This window comes from Pseudomonadota bacterium, assembly GCA_039028935.1.
GTDB lineage: Bacteria > Pseudomonadota > Gammaproteobacteria > Steroidobacterales > SZUA-146 > SZUA-146.
The window spans coordinates 43,859-60,374 of record JBCCHD010000023.1 but is presented as its reverse complement, the minus strand read 5'-3'; the positions used below and the strand labels follow the sequence as shown (position 1 = coordinate 60,374).

General features: G+C 53.8%; 14 protein-coding genes. 7 read left to right on the top strand and 7 right to left on the bottom strand.

Annotated elements, in window-relative coordinates:
• The 3 genes from AAF465_11675 to AAF465_11665 all read left to right on the top strand — a co-directional run.
• On the top strand, positions 1-843 hold an 843-nt coding region (locus AAF465_11675), incomplete at its 5' end, for a hypothetical protein (GenBank protein MEM7083382.1).
• Positions 844-973: 130 nt separating this feature from the next.
• Positions 974-2,890 carry a DUF1538 domain-containing protein gene (locus AAF465_11670; GenBank protein MEM7083381.1) on the top strand — a complete coding sequence of 639 codons (1,917 nt, stop codon included), beginning with the start codon at positions 974-976 and terminating at the stop codon, positions 2,888-2,890.
• Between the two features lie 10 nt (positions 2,891-2,900).
• Positions 2,901-4,109 (top strand): hypothetical protein, encoded by a 1,209-nt coding sequence (locus AAF465_11665; GenBank protein MEM7083380.1) that lies wholly within the window; start codon positions 2,901-2,903, stop codon positions 4,107-4,109.
• A 35-nt stretch (positions 4,110-4,144) separates the two neighbouring features.
• On the opposite strand, the gene AAF465_11660 is transcribed toward AAF465_11665, so the two are convergent.
• Positions 4,145-4,597 (bottom strand): Lrp/AsnC family transcriptional regulator, encoded by a 453-nt coding sequence (locus tag AAF465_11660; protein MEM7083379.1) that lies wholly within the window; start codon positions 4,595-4,597, stop codon positions 4,145-4,147.
• Positions 4,598-4,734: 137 nt separating this feature from the next.
• Between AAF465_11660 and AAF465_11655 the strand changes: the two genes are divergently transcribed.
• The 4 genes from AAF465_11655 (at position 4,735) to AAF465_11640 (ending at position 9,619) form a co-directional block, all read left to right on the top strand.
• Entirely contained in the window at positions 4,735-5,310 is a 576-nt protein-coding gene (locus AAF465_11655) for a cysteine dioxygenase family protein (protein ID MEM7083378.1), read from the top strand.
• A 288-nt stretch (positions 5,311-5,598) separates the two neighbouring features.
• The gene (locus AAF465_11650) at positions 5,599-7,341 is read left to right on the top strand and encodes an EAL domain-containing protein (protein MEM7083377.1); all 1,743 of its coding nucleotides are present in this window, start codon (positions 5,599-5,601) and stop codon (positions 7,339-7,341) included.
• Positions 7,338-9,176, top strand: coding sequence for an ATP-binding protein (locus tag AAF465_11645; protein MEM7083376.1), 1,839 nt, complete (start codon positions 7,338-7,340; stop codon positions 9,174-9,176). Before AAF465_11650 ends, AAF465_11645 begins: the two co-directional genes overlap by 4 nt.
• Positions 9,173-9,619 (top strand): response regulator, encoded by a 447-nt coding sequence (locus AAF465_11640; protein ID MEM7083375.1) that lies wholly within the window; start codon positions 9,173-9,175, stop codon positions 9,617-9,619. Before AAF465_11645 ends, AAF465_11640 begins: the two co-directional genes overlap by 4 nt.
• Before the next feature lie 32 nt (positions 9,620-9,651).
• Here AAF465_11640 and AAF465_11635 read toward each other — a convergent pair whose 3' ends face one another.
• The 6 genes from AAF465_11635 to AAF465_11610 form a co-directional block, all read right to left on the bottom strand.
• Positions 9,652-10,272, bottom strand: a complete 621-nt coding sequence (locus AAF465_11635) for a glutathione S-transferase family protein (protein MEM7083374.1) — start codon at positions 10,270-10,272, stop codon at positions 9,652-9,654.
• Positions 10,273-10,303: 31 nt separating this feature from the next.
• On the bottom strand, positions 10,304-11,605 hold the full coding sequence (locus AAF465_11630; protein MEM7083373.1) for a VCBS repeat-containing protein: 1,302 nt from the start codon (positions 11,603-11,605) through the stop codon (positions 10,304-10,306).
• Positions 11,606-11,776: 171 nt separating this feature from the next.
• Positions 11,777-12,589, bottom strand: a complete 813-nt coding sequence (gene pstB, locus AAF465_11625; GenBank protein ID MEM7083372.1) for a phosphate ABC transporter ATP-binding protein PstB — start codon at positions 12,587-12,589, stop codon at positions 11,777-11,779.
• 15 nt (positions 12,590-12,604) lie between these two features.
• Positions 12,605-13,909, bottom strand: a complete 1,305-nt coding sequence (gene pstA, locus AAF465_11620) for a phosphate ABC transporter permease PstA (protein ID MEM7083371.1) — start codon at positions 13,907-13,909, stop codon at positions 12,605-12,607.
• A gap of 9 nt (positions 13,910-13,918) precedes the next feature.
• Complete coding sequence (pstC, locus tag AAF465_11615; GenBank protein ID MEM7083370.1) at positions 13,919-15,310, bottom strand: phosphate ABC transporter permease subunit PstC; 1,392 nt, start codon at positions 15,308-15,310, stop codon at positions 13,919-13,921.
• A 122-nt stretch (positions 15,311-15,432) separates the two neighbouring features.
• On the bottom strand, positions 15,433-16,467 hold the full coding sequence (locus tag AAF465_11610) for a PstS family phosphate ABC transporter substrate-binding protein (protein ID MEM7083369.1): 1,035 nt from the start codon (positions 16,465-16,467) through the stop codon (positions 15,433-15,435).
• Positions 16,468-16,516: the final 49 nt, after the last annotated feature.

Genomic DNA, 16,516 nt, shown 5'->3' with positions numbered 1-16,516 from the left:
GTGCAAACCTCTCCTCTGTGCTGGACAAGGCTAGCCAGGCCGCACTTGAGTCACCCCACAGGACGGGATCGAGTCCATCCATATGTAAGCATGCATGCGCTCGATGTGGAGTCTGGGCAAGAGGTAGGGCGTTTTCCCACGGGCGATTCCCCACATGAAAATGTGTACAGCAAGGATGGATCAAAGATTTTCCATGCCAGTATCGGGCGTGTCTTTACGCCATTTGATAAAGAAGGCGGCGGTACGTTCAAAGGGCATCGCCTTTTCCAGGTGGTCGATTCTTCGACGTTCGAGCCCTTAATACAGTTTGATATCAAAGATAAGCTGAATGCGGCAGGCTTGGGTAAAATCAGTCCCGCCATTCGACCGATGGCGCACACCGCCGATGAGAACACCTTCTTCTTCCAGCTCTCGTTTTTACATGGTTTCGTTGAATATGATTTGCGCGATGGGCGCATCGTTCGTCTGGTTGGTTTGCCTCGCCATACCACACTACCGCGTACGCAATACATCAATGATTCTGCGCACCATGGCATCGCCATCAATAAGGCCGATGACACCCTGTGTATTGCTGGAACCATGGATGACTATGTCGCGGTTTACGACCTGACGAACGATTCCTATCAACTGCTCACCGGTCTTGGCGAAAAGCCATACTGGGTGGTGACAGATAAAACGGGTGAGTACTGTTACGTGTCATGGAGCGGAACCGATCAGCTTTCGGTCATTCGGTATAGCGATGCCACCGAGGTGCGACGCCTGGATGTTGGCGATCATCCTCAACGCGTGCGGGAGGGGTTCGTCAACGCTGACTGGTATCAGCGTGCATTGCTGGCAGAGTAAAACATGAGTGCGGTGCATGGATAAAAAGAGTATCCCGTCACTATAGGTGGGATAGAAAGACCCGCCGCTAAAGTATTTCCCACATCTGACGCTACCACTATTTAACCATTGTTATTTTGAGGTAGAGGCAATGTCAGATGCCCTCAGTTCGCCGCGATTTCGCCTCGGCGTGCGCGATACGCTGCGTATTCTTGCGCCCTACGTGAAGCGCAACTTCATGGATCAGATTAAAGGTGTCTGGTTCATTGTTGCGTATCTGGCACTTTTCCAAATCCTGGTGTTGCGCTTACCGATAGTCTATGCGGGCATGATCGTTGTCGGCATTTTTCTTGTTGTGGTAGGCCTCATGGCCTTCATGGAGGGACTGCGGCTAGGCCTTATGCCGCTTGGGGAAATTATTGGCAGCATCTTGCCTCAAAGCAGCCGCATGCCGATTATCCTGGGTTTTGCCTTCCTGCTCGGTGTTGGGGCGACATTTGCCGAACCGGCAATTGCTGTGCTGAAAGCGGCGGGCAGCGGCGTGTCGCCCGATCAGGCGCCACTGTTGTATTCCTTGCTCAATGACTTTTCGGGTCAGCTAGTCGGTAGCGTCGGCGTGGGTGTGGGTCTGGCCGTGACCTTGGGTGTTTTGCGATTTTTTTACGGTTGGCCATTAAAGTACTTGGCGATGCCCACAGTCGCGGTGCTGCTGTGCATGTCATTGGGATTTAGCACGGTGCCCGAATTATCCGATGTGTTGGGTCTAGCCTGGGATTGTGGCGCAGTGACCACCGGTCCGGTGACCGTGCCGCTTGTTCTTGCGCTGGGAATTGGCGTGTGTCGTGTGGTCAGTAGCGGTAACGGTGGCGGAGGCCATACCGGTTTCGGTGTCGTCACGCTGGCGTCCTTGTTTCCGATTGTTGCCGTGTTGATGCTGGCGCTTTTTCATTATTCACAGAAAGACTACTACGGTGCGCCAAACTACCAAGGTGAGAGCGTTGAGTCGGTTGTTCAGGATTCGACTGCACAAGTGGGTACTCTGCGGGATCATCCGCCGATTACCGAACAAGAATTTCAAGCGTACTTGAGCTCGCGTCAGTTGCCGCCGGCTTATGAAGTCAAATTTCAAGGTGGCGAGGCAGAGCTCGTCGACGGCGATGTTGTGCTCACCGAACCTAGAGTCGTCATTCAAAAGAAGGCGGCACGCAGCTTTGATGCGGTGGGTGAACAAGCATGGGACAGTTCGCTTGCGTTGGGTACGCAAGCCAAACAGGCTACGATCGACGCACTGCGCGCTATTGTTCCTCTCTGTCTGTTTCTTTACGTCGTGTTAAGAATCGTGCTCAAACAGAATCTCGGGCGCGACTCGGATGTTGGCACCGGTGTCATATTGGCCTTAGTCGGTATGGCGTTTTTTGGCTTGGGTATTGCGCTGGGTTTAACGCCGTTAGGTGGGCAGCTCGGCAGCAACGTACCGCTTACGTTTGCCAGCATCGTTCCGTGGGGTGGTGAATATCTTGAGTACGCCATGTTCAGTGAGCATTCTGGAAAACTGTTGGCTGTTGGCTTCGCCTTTTTTCTTGGCTATGGGGCAACGCTGGCGGAACCAGCACTGAATGCACTGGGTGATACCGTGCAGCGGATCACCGTTGGTGCCTTTCAAAAGAAACTGTTGATGCAGAGCGTAGCGATTGGGGTCGGTCTGGGTATTTCAGCTGGCGTCATCAAAATGGCCTATGCCCTGCCGCTGATCTACTTGTTGATACCAGGCTATGCCGTGGTCTTGTTGCTCACCCTTATTTCTCCGCACCATTTCGTCAACTTTAGTTGGGACAGCGCAGGAGTCACAACCGGACCGATTACAGTGCCGTTGGTGTTGGCAATGGGTCTGGGCATTGGTGCAAACGTGCCGGGTGTGTCTGATGGCTTCGGTATTTTGGCGCTAGCGTCGGTCGGTCCGATTCTGACTGTGCTGAGCGTTGGTCTGTACACACACTATCGCTCGTCGGCCAATCAAGAAGAGTCCGCCGCCGAGCAGGATGTCAGTAATACAGTAGTAAGCACCTAGGAGCTCAGGTATGACAACGAACGGCTATTCTTCTATCACAGCGGTATTGCCCACGGCGAGCGCCGGAAATGTGATGGACGAAATAAAAATGCATCACGGTGCGAGTGCGTTGGCATGGCGCGCTCGAGGTACGTTGTTAAATGATCAGTGGTGGAAGCACTGGGTGCCGCCCATCAGCCCGGCCAAGACATTACTACAGCTTGTTGTGCCCGATCAGGATGTGCAGGACATCGCCGATGCGATAGCGCTAAAAGGTCGGTTGCATCAACAGGCAACCGGTGCAGTGTTCAGTACTCCGTGTCATGACATTTATTTTGGCCCGGACTACCACCATTGGCCTACCTCGCTGTCGATGCAAAGCGGTGCTCAGTCTATTTCAATGGGGCACGGCCAAAGCATCATTCAATGCATTGTTAGCCAGAATCGAAGCAATAAAGTGTGTCGTGCGGCAATCAACGCCGGTGCGCATGGACCGATTGTTCACTACTGTGAGGGGCAAGGGTTGCGTGATCGACTCGGGTGGCTTCGAATTACTAAAGAACACGATCAAGAGATGTTGATCGTATTGGTCGATTCTGATCAAGCTGAATCGGTGTTTGCGGCAATGACTGAAGCGGGTGAATTTCATCGCCCCGGACGCGGTCTCATCTATCGGGTTGATGGCGTGTCGGGATTGAGCAATCTACCCAGTCGCGCGTCGTCACGTCGCTATGCGGCCGACATGCAGCAGATCATTCGAGCGATTGATCACTTATCGGGACACAGCCATTGGCGCGATCAATCGGGAGCGACTGAAGAAAAGCGACGCGCCAACAAAACACGAGTAGCGGACTCTATTCTGCGTGATCAAATACGGGTATCGGCAATGGTTCGTCGCGCTGAGAGTCAGCGCTTTACCGATTTAATGCTCGACGCGGGCGTGCCTGGTCTGACAGAAGTCGAGGCGTTTTTTGTGGCGGCCGACGAAGGTTGCCAAGTCGCCGGTGCGCGTGTGAATGACGAGTATCGCCTGTACCGCAGTATCTTGAGCGCGCCCATGGCCAAACGCATACGGCAAGTGGTGGAAGAAACGGCGAGTGATAAAGGGGTGCGCGATCTGTGTGTGTTCTCCAATCCTATCGCCGAAGTCGTGCGCTACGTGCCCGGCAAAAAAGATCATCGAGCGGCTGAATCACCCATTCTGGCGGCAACGCCGGAAGTGTTATCGGAATCGGCCTGAGATCGGTGTGCTCGGTCGCGGTAAAGCGCGACGAGTTAGAAGAGTGGGATGGCAGTGGTGAACTTCATTTCCTCCATGGAGAAGCTCGAGCTCACATCGGAAAAGTCCACCATTTCAATGAGTCGCTGATAGGCCGCGTCGAACCCTTCGATGTCTTTCACGATGATTCTCAGTAGGTAATCCGTGTCGCCGCTCAGGCGATAGGCTTCAACGATCTCCGGCAGCTCATTCACAGCATGGCGAAACCGTTCCAGCCACGTCGCGTTATGCTCATTGGTTTTAACCGCCACGAAGACGGTGATGGGCAACTCAAGTTTGTTGCGATCAAGTAGCGCGACGCGCTTTTGGATATAGCCGTTTTTTTCCAGCTCACGGATGCGACGCCAGCACGGGGTGCGCGATAAACCAACCTGTTCGGCGATGGCTGCCACCTGAAGAGTCGCATCGCGCTGCAGCAGGTCTAGGATCTGTCGATCTTTCGAATCAATAGAATACATTCCTAATTTATAACTAAAAATGGGTATGAAAGTCCAAGAATGATTGATTTTGGGTCAATATTTGCAACCCAATCGCATCACAGTATTGCTAAAATTCAATGACAAAGCAGTCACTTACGGATGATTTCATGTCGGCTTCACTTCAAACTGTTTCTGCCTCCTTGCCGCCGCATTGCCGCGCGTTAACTCCGGCTCCGTTGGTCTCAGAAATACGATTTGTTCAGTACATTGAAACCGTCGATGCCCTGCTGGCGGGCGGCCACGATTCGATCGCAAAGCAGGTGGCTGACGCGTTGCGCACCCTTATTCGTGAGCCCGACTGGCTGCCCGATGATTGTTGCTTGACCAGTGATGAATGTTATCGGCGTCATTTGCTGTACGCCGATCCACTTGGTCGCTATACCGTGATGTCCGTGGCATGGTTGCCGGGCCAGGCTTCGCCGGTACATGGCCACAGCGCCTGGTGTGCCATGGGTGTATACGCCGGCCATCCGACTGCAGAAGGCTTCTCCTATACCGAAGGCGCTGAGCCTGTGCGAACCAATGTGCATCATTGCAAGCCTGGCGACGTTGATGGTATCAACCCCGGCTGCGAGCGACCGCATCGAGTGTTCAACGGCTCAGATGAGACCGTATTGACCATCCATACCTACGGCCGTGATCTCGTCGACGAGCCGTGCAGCATCAATATCCTGTTTGACTAATCCCGGTCCCGACGCTGTGTGAACGCAGCGCCGATGTGGGTCAATTCGGTGTTGCATAATCTCTAGCGCCACGCGTGTCGACCGTTTCGGTTGTGCTGCCCGCCCATAGTTCGGCCTCTGTTTTCGTCTCAGTGCGTGCAAAATCCACAAGATAATCCGTGTCCAGCGCACAGTTTATGCTTTTGGAAACGGGTATCCCATGGCAATTGTGACTTGGTTCTCAACGTGTTACCGGCGATGCCATTAGCGTGGGGAATTCGCTAAGCCACCAGAGACTACCGCCGGTCCATGAAACTACTTCTCGTAGAAGATGATGAGAACGACGTTTTATTTCTTCAGTCGTCACTCAAGCGCGTGAAATCGCAGACGTTCGATATCGTGCATTGTCAAACCATGGACGATGCAGTGTCGTGTTTGCGAAATGGCGCGTTTGAATTAGTGATGCTTGATCTAAACTTGCCAGACTCGACGGGCCCCCAATCCGTAAAGCGCATACTGGATGCCGATCCGACCGTACCGGTCGTGGTTACAAGCGGCCAAGACGACGAAGACTACGCCATCGAAATTCTGAATCTCGGCGTACAGGACTACTTGGTTAAGTGGCCAGCAGAGACCAAACACATCGCTCGCGCCATCCGCTATGCAGTTGAGCGCAAGCGTTCGGAGCTGCGGCTGAACTATTTGGCCCAGTACGACACGCTCACTGAAATTCCAAATCGGCAGTACTTCAACGATCAACTTGAAAAAGCGATTGCTCGAGCTGAGCGAACGAGTTCTACTTTTGCCGTGTTCTATTTTGATATCGATAACTTCAAAACGATCAATGACACGATGGGCCACGCTGCGGGCGATAAGCTGCTTCGCGTTGTTGCGTCGCGTCTGCGCCACGCCGTCCGTCAAGGCGATACCATAGCGCGTTTAGGCGGCGACGAGTTTGCGCTGGTCTTGGAAGATGTCGATTCGGTGCTTGATGTTGAGTCGTTTGCGACTCATCTGCTCAATAAAATTAAGCAACCATTCAAGATCAACACGCGCGCAATTGATGTAACGACCAGTATTGGCATTACGCTCTATCCGACCGATGACATGGACCGTGAAAGTCTATTGCGTAACGCGGACATGGCGATGTATCAGGCCAAAGATCGCGGCAAGAATAACTTTCAGTTTTTCACATCGAAAATGCATCGCGATCTTATTCGGTTTCACAGTATGGAAACCGATATCAAACAGGCCATTAGCGCCAGTCAATTTCATCTTGTGTATCAGCCGCAAGTATCACTCACCGATCACTCGGTCTGCGGCGCCGAAGCCTTGATTCGCTGGGAGCACCCAGAAAGGGGTGCTGTCAGTCCCGTCGAGTTCATACCGGTGGCCGAAGAAGCGGGCCTTGCTGTGTCCTTGGGATCATGGGTACTTGAAGCCGCCTGCCAGCAGCTCGTTCAGTGGCGCAACAGCAATGAGGTTTTGGTGCCCATCGCGGTCAATATCTCGCCCATGCAGTTTCAACAACCCGGTTTTCATCATGAGGTGAAAGCGATACTTGAGAATTATCAATTGCCAGCCAATTTACTGGAATTGGAACTCACCGAGTATTCACTTATGCAGGATACCAGCGCCGTACAGACGTGCTTGCACCGGCTCAAAGATATTGGTGTGCGGCTGGCCATCGACGATTTTGGCACGGGTCATTCCTGTTTGAGCTACCTCAAGACCTTTCCCATCGACATATTGAAAATCGATCGTTCGTTTGTGAGCGACATTGGTCAAGAAGGGCATGGCACTGCCGTGTGTTCCGCAATTATCGCGATGGCACAGGGCCTGAATCTTCAAACTGTCGCAGAGGGTATTGAAACACAGGCGCAACTGGAATTTATGACGCGCTTTGGTTGCGATCTTGGGCAGGGCTGGGTATTCGGTCGCGCGGTATCCCCACAGGTGTTGCAAAGTACGATTAAGAAAGTGCGCACAGGCCTCTATCGGATGATTGATGCGCCCGGCCGATTCGGCGCAACAGAGGAAGTGATGTCATGACAGAACAGTGTATGTATCAACCCATTATGCCGCGAGACCGCGGAGTAGACCGCCTCGGCATTGGTCGTTGGAGCTACAGCGCGAAAGCAGGTCAGTTTACAGTCGACGCTACAACCGCGCGGCTACTCAATCGCTTTAGTCTTTCTGACCGCGATGTTGAACGATCGGAATTTCTCGATTTGTTTGAACCTTCGTCCCGCAATGCACTTGACGCGCAACTCCAATATGCCCTGCAAGGCACTGATCCGAACGATGTCTACGTGCATCTCGCCGCCACCGGTGCGCCGGTTCAGTTGTTGAGTCGTTGCTGTGCGCTGGAAACGGGTGTGGACGGCGTCTTTTTTGCTGTGCCGTCTGTGGAGGCCGACGTCGTGAGTGTGGCGGAACCGATTGAGCAAGGCGTGAGTGAAAAGCTGATTCGGGCTCTCGAGACCCAGGATCGGGGCATCATGCTGGTCGATAGCAATATGCGTATCGAGTTTGCGAATCAAAATGCTGTTGGGCGGTTTGCTAAGACGCCGGAGGAAGTGTGTGGCATGCAGGTGTCGACGCTGCTTGGCCCTCGTATTTTTCCGGTACTAGCCAAGGCCTTTAAGAACGCGCTTGACGGAGCAAGACAAGCGCGGGACGTCAAACGCACAAACGGTGAGTACGTTCGCGTATTTTTTGAACCGGTGCTGACGGCAGACCGCGTGAGCGGTGTGTTCGTACAAACCGTAAACGCCACCCAAATATATCAGCTAAAAGATCAACTCGCCCACATTCTCAAGGGTGTGCCGAATGTCTTTTACTACGTTGATAAGAATCTAATCTATCGTTACGTCAATGACGAATTGCTAAAGAGAAACGGCATGACGTCGGATGAATTTATCGGACGGTCGGTGCCGGACTTGGTTGGCGAACGTTTTAGGCTCAACGCGCATCATTATGATCGCGCGTTGAATGGTGAATCTGTGACGTTTGAATCCTACAGCGATGTTGATGGAAAAACGCAAGAGTATATGCGCGTGCGTTTTGAACCAGACTTCGACAGTCAAGGTCGTGTCGTGGGTATTTTCTGCGAAGCCACCGATATTACCGATCTGCATCGTTTGCAGTGCGAACTGGAAGCCAAGCAGCTCGAACTGTCACGTTCCAATAAAGATCTCGAGCAGTTTGCGTATGTTGCCTCTCACGACTTGAAAGCGCCGCTGCGCGCGATTCAGGCCATTGTCTATTGGTTGCGCGAGGATCTGGCCGAAATTGACGCGCCGGACGTCCTCTCGCATCTTGATCTACTTGAGCAGCGTGCGGAACGACTGCAGCATCTTCTCGAAGATCTGCTGGAGTATTCGCGTGTTGGTCGCACCGAAGCCGATGTTGAACGTACATCGCTAAAGGCGTTGGTCGATCAAGTTACCTCGTTAATGTCTTTACCCGACTCCTTCAGTGTGGTGGTCAATGATACTGTCGGCGACTTTGACACGCTCCGCGCACCGCTTGAGCAGGTGCTGCGTAATCTCATCGGCAACGCGTGTAAGCATCACCCGCGGCAGGATGGGGTTGTGACCGTATCGATATGTGATGAAGGCGATCACTTTCTAGTTTCTGTGGAAGACGATGGGGATGGTATTGATGAGCAGTTTCGCGACCGAGTGTTTGGTATGTTCCAGACGCTGAAACCGCGCGACAGCGTTGAGGGAAGTGGAATTGGTCTTGCTATCGTTGCGCGCATAGTCGAACTGCAGGGTGGCAAAGTGTGGATTGATGCGCCAGACGGGAAGTCGGGCTGCGTATTCAAGCTGGAGTGGCGAAAGGACATCGCGCATTCCAAGCTGGTTGGGAAAACCTCATGAGGCAAAGTGAAGAAGTCAGTTTACTGTTGATCGAAGACGATGAAATCGACGCAATGGATTTCATGCGATCGATAAAAGCACACCGAATTGCGAATCGGATTGTACGGGCGCACGACGGCCTAGAGGCTTGGGAGATCATTACTGGACAATCCGATAAAGAAATTTCCCGGCCGTTTCTGATTGTGTTAGACATCAATATGCCGCGAATGAACGGTATTGAGTTCTTACGTAAGCTCCGCGCAGATTCCAAACTCAAGAACGCGGTTGTGTTTGTGCTCACCACGTCGAATGATGAGAAAGACCGGTTTGAGGCCTACGACCTGAATGTTGCCGGGTACATGCTCAAATCCGATGTTGGCAACAGTTTCGAAAAAGCGGTCGGATTAGTGGAAACCTACTGGAAGGTCGTTGAGTTTCCTGTGTCGAGAGTGGCGAGTGTCTAACGGCACCGTCGCCAGATTGCCGCATCGTATGACTATCCCGAGAGCGAGGCGTAGTACGCGGTGACAATGGGCTCCTCGCCAATGCGCTGGCCATAGGCAGCAACACTTGGCGCCAACGTGTCGCAAATGTCTGTGGGCACGTGATCCAATACACCTGCGGCGAAGGCGCGAAGCTGTATAAACGTCTTGAGGTCGGCCACTGTTAGTTGGTTACCGGCCAGATACCGCCCGCCCGCCGCTGTCAGCCGGGTATCCACTAATTTCAAATAGCGTGTAATACCGCCCTCCACCAGTGATTGTCGCGCGGTTTTGAGTGCGTCACCCTCTAGTCCGAAGGTGGCGACGACCTGATGCAAAAGATCTTCAGTGACATCCATGATTTCATCACATAGAAATGCCTGCCAGGAATCGTCGGGGTAGAGTCCGGCTTGCCGACCAACGTAACGCAGCATCGAATTTGATTGTGTGTAGTCCGTGCCATCCACCGTCATGACGGGAACGGCGTCAAGTGGTGTGGATGAGCGCATTGCAAAAAAATCTTTGAAGGAGAGCCGTTCGTCATCAAAACTCACGCCGGCGGCGTGAAGCGCGATTCGTACGGGCTCGCCACGTCCGCCGTGCATATCAAAATACGTCAGTTTGATTGCGGTCATGTACGGGCTCCAAAGTCGAATGAGTGTTTGATTATAGTCCTAAAAACAAAAAATCGCGCGCGGACTCGGCGGTGCCAAAGTTTCGGGTCGCACAAAAGTACAAATCGGCTATTCCGTCGCCGTTAAAATCATGCACTTCAATGTCCACCATGTTGCCTCGGACATCGCCAATAAGCGTGTTGGTTTGTTCGGTAAAGCGTCCGGTGCCATCGTTTTCATAAGCACGCACCGTTCCGTCGCCGCTTGCGCCCAGATTTTCCGCCGTCAGAATGTCCAGATCACCGTCTCCATCGATATCCAGCGTGCTGATGCCATAGGTATTCGATAGGCTGTTTTGTGGCCAGCGTTGGGCGGTTTCATCCGTGAACACGCCATTACCGTCATTGATCAACAGGTTGTCGAGCAACGGGGCGTTTGAATTTCCGATTGTGGCGTTGCCGACAATTGCATCCAGGTCGCCGTCGTTGTCCACGTCGGCGAGAGCGATATCAAACGTCGAATTAGTGCCCGACGGCATGTTGGATGCTGTGGCATCGGTGAATACACCGAATCCATTGTTGAGCCACACTTGGTTGCGTCGACCCTCGCCTTCGGTGTTGCTGCCGCGATAGGCGACGACAATATCCACAAAGCTGTCGCCGTTCACATCGCCGATGCCAGAGTCTTCGGTAATTTGTGCATCCGTGCGCGGTAAGCGGGTGTCCGACTCATCGGTAAAACCACCAAAGCTGTCATTGACCAATAGATTGCTGAGGCCGAAATTGCCGATAAATAGGTCTGGGTCGTTGTCGTTATCAAAATCCTCGGCGACGACAAACGCAGATTGACCGGTGACCGGCAGCGCAGGGGCTGCCGCCATAACGCCCCCGACCCCAGTATTGAGATAGTACTCGTGATCGGAGTTATTGCGGCTGACGTTGGCGAACACTAAATCGGGATCGCCATCCATATCAAAGTCGGCGCTCGTCACGTGTTCAGACACTTCACTGTTACTGGGCAAGTGAGTGGCCGACACATCGGTGAACAAGGCGTTGCCGTCATTAAGCAAAATGACATTGTCAGCGCCGTTTAGTCCAAAGCCCGCCAGCGCGAGGTCGAGATCACCGTCGGTATCGAGGTCCACCGCGAGCGCATCGAAACAGTCCCGATTGCGGCTGTCTGGTAGTGATGCGCTGGCATCCATAAAAAATGAGGATGGCGTTGGATCGGTCGGTGGTGGCGGTGTGGGAGTGGGGACCGGCGGCGCGGCGGGCGGTGGCGTGTTGCTAACGCCGCTCCCGCCACCACACGCGCTGACCGCGATAACCGTTAACATCAATAGAGCAGCTCTCATGACTCTCTCCCCCCTGTGAGTTGACCATGGATCGCGCCGACGAATTTGTCGCATCGCCTGCTGATTGAGACTGAGCAGGCGGTGAATCGTTCAATTCAGCGTTCGGTGGATAGCACGTTGAAAAAAGCGCGGCTGATCAGGGGGAGCTGTCGAACTGGACAGAAAGGGAAGCTAGCCGAATCGCCCAGTCACATAGTCTTCGGTGAGTTTATGCTGAGGCGTCGTGAAGATCGACTCAGTGGTGCCGACTTCAATTAATCGACCAAGGTGGAAATAGGCGGTGCGTTGCGAGACACGGGCTGCCTGCTGCATCGAGTGTGTGACAATGGCGATGGTGTAGTTTTTCGATAACTCGTCGATCAGATCCTCAATGCGAGCCGTCGCAATCGGATCGAGTGCCGAGCATGGCTCATCCATTAGAATAACCTCGGGGTCCACCGCGATTGTGCGCGCAATGCATAGGCGCTGTTGTTGTCCCCCAGACAAGCCAGTGCCGGGTTCGTCAAGTCGGTTTTTAACCTCCTCGTACAAGCCGGCTTTGCGCAGACTGGTAAACACGATTTCGTCGAGTTCGGCGCGATCGCTGGCTAAGCCGTGAATACGCGGACCGTACGCGACGTTTTCATAGATGGATTTAGGAAATGGATTGGGTTTTTGAAACACCATTCCCACGCGCGCCCGCAACAACACCGGGTCCATGCTCTTGCTGTAAATATCTTCGCCATGCAGCCGGATATCGCCAGTGACGCGGGCGATCTCGATGGTGTCGTTCATGCGATTCATGCAGCGCAAGAACGTCGACTTACCGCATCCCGAAGGGCCGATCAGTGCGACAACCTCATTGCGACCAAAGTCGAGCGACACGTTGTCAATGGCTTTGTTCGTGCCGTAATGCACGTCCACCTCTTTGGTGGTCATCACCGGGTCTTTCGCGGACACGTCCCCTATCGTCTCGTACGTGTCTGATTCCATGTCTGCATGCATGTTTTTTCTCTTCAGTTACCAGCGGCGTTCAAATTTCTTGCGTAACCACACTGCTGTTCCGTTCATGGCAAGGAGGAACAACAGCAGCACAATGATGGCGCCCGACGTGCGTTCGGTAAATGCGCGCTCCGGGATATCAAACCATAGAAAGATTTGCACCGGCAGGGCCGTGGCCGAGTCGAGCGGTCCGGAGGGTTTATCAACAATAAACGCGACCATGCCGATCATCAACAGGGGCGCCGATTCACCCAGTGCGCGGGCCATACCGATAATCGTGCCCGTGAGCATGCCCGGCATTGCCAGCGGCAATACGTGGTGGAAAACCACTTGCGTGTGCGACGCGCCAAGCCCTAGCGCGGCTTCGCGAATCGACGGGGGCACCGATTTGATGGCCGCGCGCCCGGCGATAATAACGACGGGCAGCGTCATCAGACTCAACACCAATCCACCCACCAAGGGCGCGGAACGAGGCAGCTGGAAGAAATTAATAAAGACGGCCAGCCCCAGTAGGCCGAACACAATCGATGGCACCGCAGCGAGGTTATTAATATTGACTTCGATCAGGTCGGTGAACTTATTGGTTGGCGCAAACTCTTCTAGATAGATCGATGCGGCTACACCCACCGGGAAGGCCACCAGTAGTGTGATGATCAGCATATAAAACGAGCCGAGCGCGGCGCCCATTACACCGGCTTGCTCGGGTTCTCGAGAATCACCATTGGTAAAAAACGGTGTATTGAATTTGAATTCAAGGCGGTCATTGTCGCGCAGCGTATCAATCCACCCAATCTGGGTCTCGGACAGGCGGCCGGTGTAGTTGTCGGCGGATTCGCCTGACTTGAGATACAGATCCACTTCGTCATCGGCGAGTACCCAGAGCGTGAGCTCTGTGCCGATAAGTTCTGGGTTCGCCACCACTCGATCGCGCAAATCAAATGCCGCGCTGTTGCTGGCCAAATTGAGCAGCTCCTTGCGCGCCGTTCGACCTTTCACCTCGCCCAGCTCACCCATCAGGCCATTGCGCACAATTGTGCGGTAGTTGGCACGACGAAGCGTATTGGCGTCGCGTTCCCCTTTTGGATCGATGATTTTTTCGTCCAGCGAAACGGTGAGTAAAAGGTTGGTCTGCACGAAGGACGTATAGCCACGAGAGAAAATGCTGCTGAAGAAAAACACCAAAAAGGCGAGTCCGACCATCACCGCCGCAAAGCCCAATCGGCGGAAGCGTCGCTCTTTGGCATACCGCTTGTTGAGTCCTGCGCGAACGCGTTTTAGCGTTTCTCGGCGCGGTGTCTCGTTGAGGTTCGATGCGTCGTTCACGGCAAGCCCCTATGCGTATTGCTCGCGATAGCGACGAACAACGCGTAGCGCAATCACATTGAGGATAAGGGTGACGACAAAAAGGACCAAACCCAGTGCGAATGCCGCGAGCGTTTTAGCGCTGTCGAACTCTTGGTCGCCAACCAACAGATTGACGATTTGCGCGGTCACTGTGGTGACAGATTCAAGTGGATTAGCGGTGAGGTTGGCCGACAGTCCGGCCGCCATTACCACGATCATGGTTTCGCCGATCGCGCGAGAAATCGCCAGCAAAATGCCACCGACGATGCCGGGCAGTGCGGCCGGAAGAATCACGCGTTTGATGGTTTCAGACTGTGTTGCACCGAGCCCATAGCTGCCGTCGCGCATGGCTTGGGGTACCGCATTGATCACGTCGTCCGACAGCGATGACACAAACGGAATGATCATGATGCCCATCACCAGACCCACGCCCAGCGCCGCGCCTTGTGTGACATCCAGGCCGATCAGTGATGCCGTGTTTGAAATGAACGGACCCACAGTGACGACGGCAAAAAACCCGTAAACCACGGTCGGAATACCCGCGAGTACCTCGAGCGCGGGCTTCGCGAATGAGCGAAAGCGCTTAGACGCGTACTCCGACAAATAGATGGCGGTCATCAAGCCAACCGGTGTGGCGACCAGCATGGCGATCAGGGCGATGAGTAAGGTGCCGGTAAACAGTGGAATGGCACCAAAGCTGCCCGATGAGCCCACCTGATCGGATCGAATGGCCGTTTGTGGTGACCATTGAAGCCCAAACAGGAAGTCGGTGAGCGGGATCATCTGGAAAAAACGGATGGCCTCAAAAATAACCGATAAAAGAATGCCCAGAGTCGTCAATATGGCCACAAGCGAACACGCGAGCAGCACCCAACGAGTAATGCTCTCCACGCGATTACGCGCGCGAAAATCGGGGTGAATCAGGCGCCAAGAGAGCAGGAAACCAACCGCCGCCAAAGCGAAGGCGAGAAGGGTCCGATACCAACCGGCGCGGTTGTACAGCGCGTTAAACGTTTCCGCACCCGCCACATATTCGGGCTTGGATTCGTTGCCGCTGGTAATGCCGCCGGTGGCGAGGTTTGATATTTCATTGATCACAAGGCTCAGTTCATCGCGATCCATTTGTTGGTAAGACGCGGGCAGGGTGTCGATCAGTCTGTTTTCGATCACCGACGACTGACTCATGCCCCAAAACAGCATCATGATCAATACCGGTAGCAGCATCCAAAGTGCCGTGTGCGCGCCGTAGTAGGATGGCAAAGAGTGCAGGTTACGTATGTGGCGGAGACCGCCGGCCACGGTGATGGCTCGTTTACGCGCCATCACGTAGGCGACACCGGTGATCGCCAGCAGTACCAAGATGAGGTTTACCGTACCCACAATTTGACCCGTAGCAGCCCTTTAGTTGATGACGAAGTTGACGTTTGCGTGATGATTTCTAAGACGAAAAAACGGCGGCCTGTGACCAGACCGCCGTTTCTCTTACAGGACAGAAAAGCCGTTTAGTCAACCACAGCGAGTTTAACAGAAACCATCCCGGCAACCGCAGCCAAAACATCGGCGCGCTCGTCTTCCGGCAGAGGGATCAGCCCTTTGTCGGTCAGATAGCCATCTTCGCCGGTGGCGTTTTCGCTCACAAATTCCTCAACGTATTCCTGAATCCCAGGAATCGAACCGATATGCGCCTTTTTGACGTAGAAATACAGCGGTCGAGAAACTGGATAGTCGCCGTCCGCGATGGCCTCGAAGGTGGGTTCGCTGCCGTCTACGGTCGCGCCCTGAACGCTGTCGCTATTCTGGTCGAGGAAGCTAAAGCCGAAGATGCCCAAAGCCGCCTTGTTGTGGTTCAATTTGGTCACGATCAGATTGTCATTTTCACCCACCTCGATGAACTTACCGTCTTCTCGCATGGTGTGGCACAGCGCTTTATAGCCGTTTTTATCGGTCTTTTTCATCGCTTTGATCCAATCAAACGTCTTGCAGCCACCTTCCATTGCGAGCTCGACGAACGCATCTCGGGTGCCGGATGTAGGCGGCGGGCCCAGCACTTCAATCTCGACGTTGGGCAGTTCGCTGTTCACCTGATTCCAAGTGGTGTAGGGGTTGGCGATCAACTTGCCGTCCGCTGCCGGATCAGGCACCTCTTTGGCCAGCGCCAGAAAAATGTCTCGTCGCGTCAGTTTGATCGGGTCAGCGTCTACCGAGTTAGCAATGACAATGCCGTCGTAGCCGATTTTAACTTCCACGACTTCTTCCACGCCGTTTTTGGCACACATGTCAATCTCGGATTGCTTGATGCGGCGCGACGCGTTGGTGATGTCAGGATGCTGGCCGCCGATGCCGGCGCAAAACGCTTTAAGGCCGCCGCCGGAGCCGGTAGGCTCAATTTTCGGGGTTTTGAAGTCGGTCGAATTACCGAAGTTCTCCGCCACTACCGTGGCGAATGGGTAAACGGTGGATGAGCCGACAATGTTGATCTGATCGCGGCTATTTTGAGCGTGCGCTGGGCCGACAACCAGTAGGCTCGCAGCGAGCATAAGTCCGCTTGATTTAAGAAGATTTTTCACAGTTTACTCCCATGAGTTA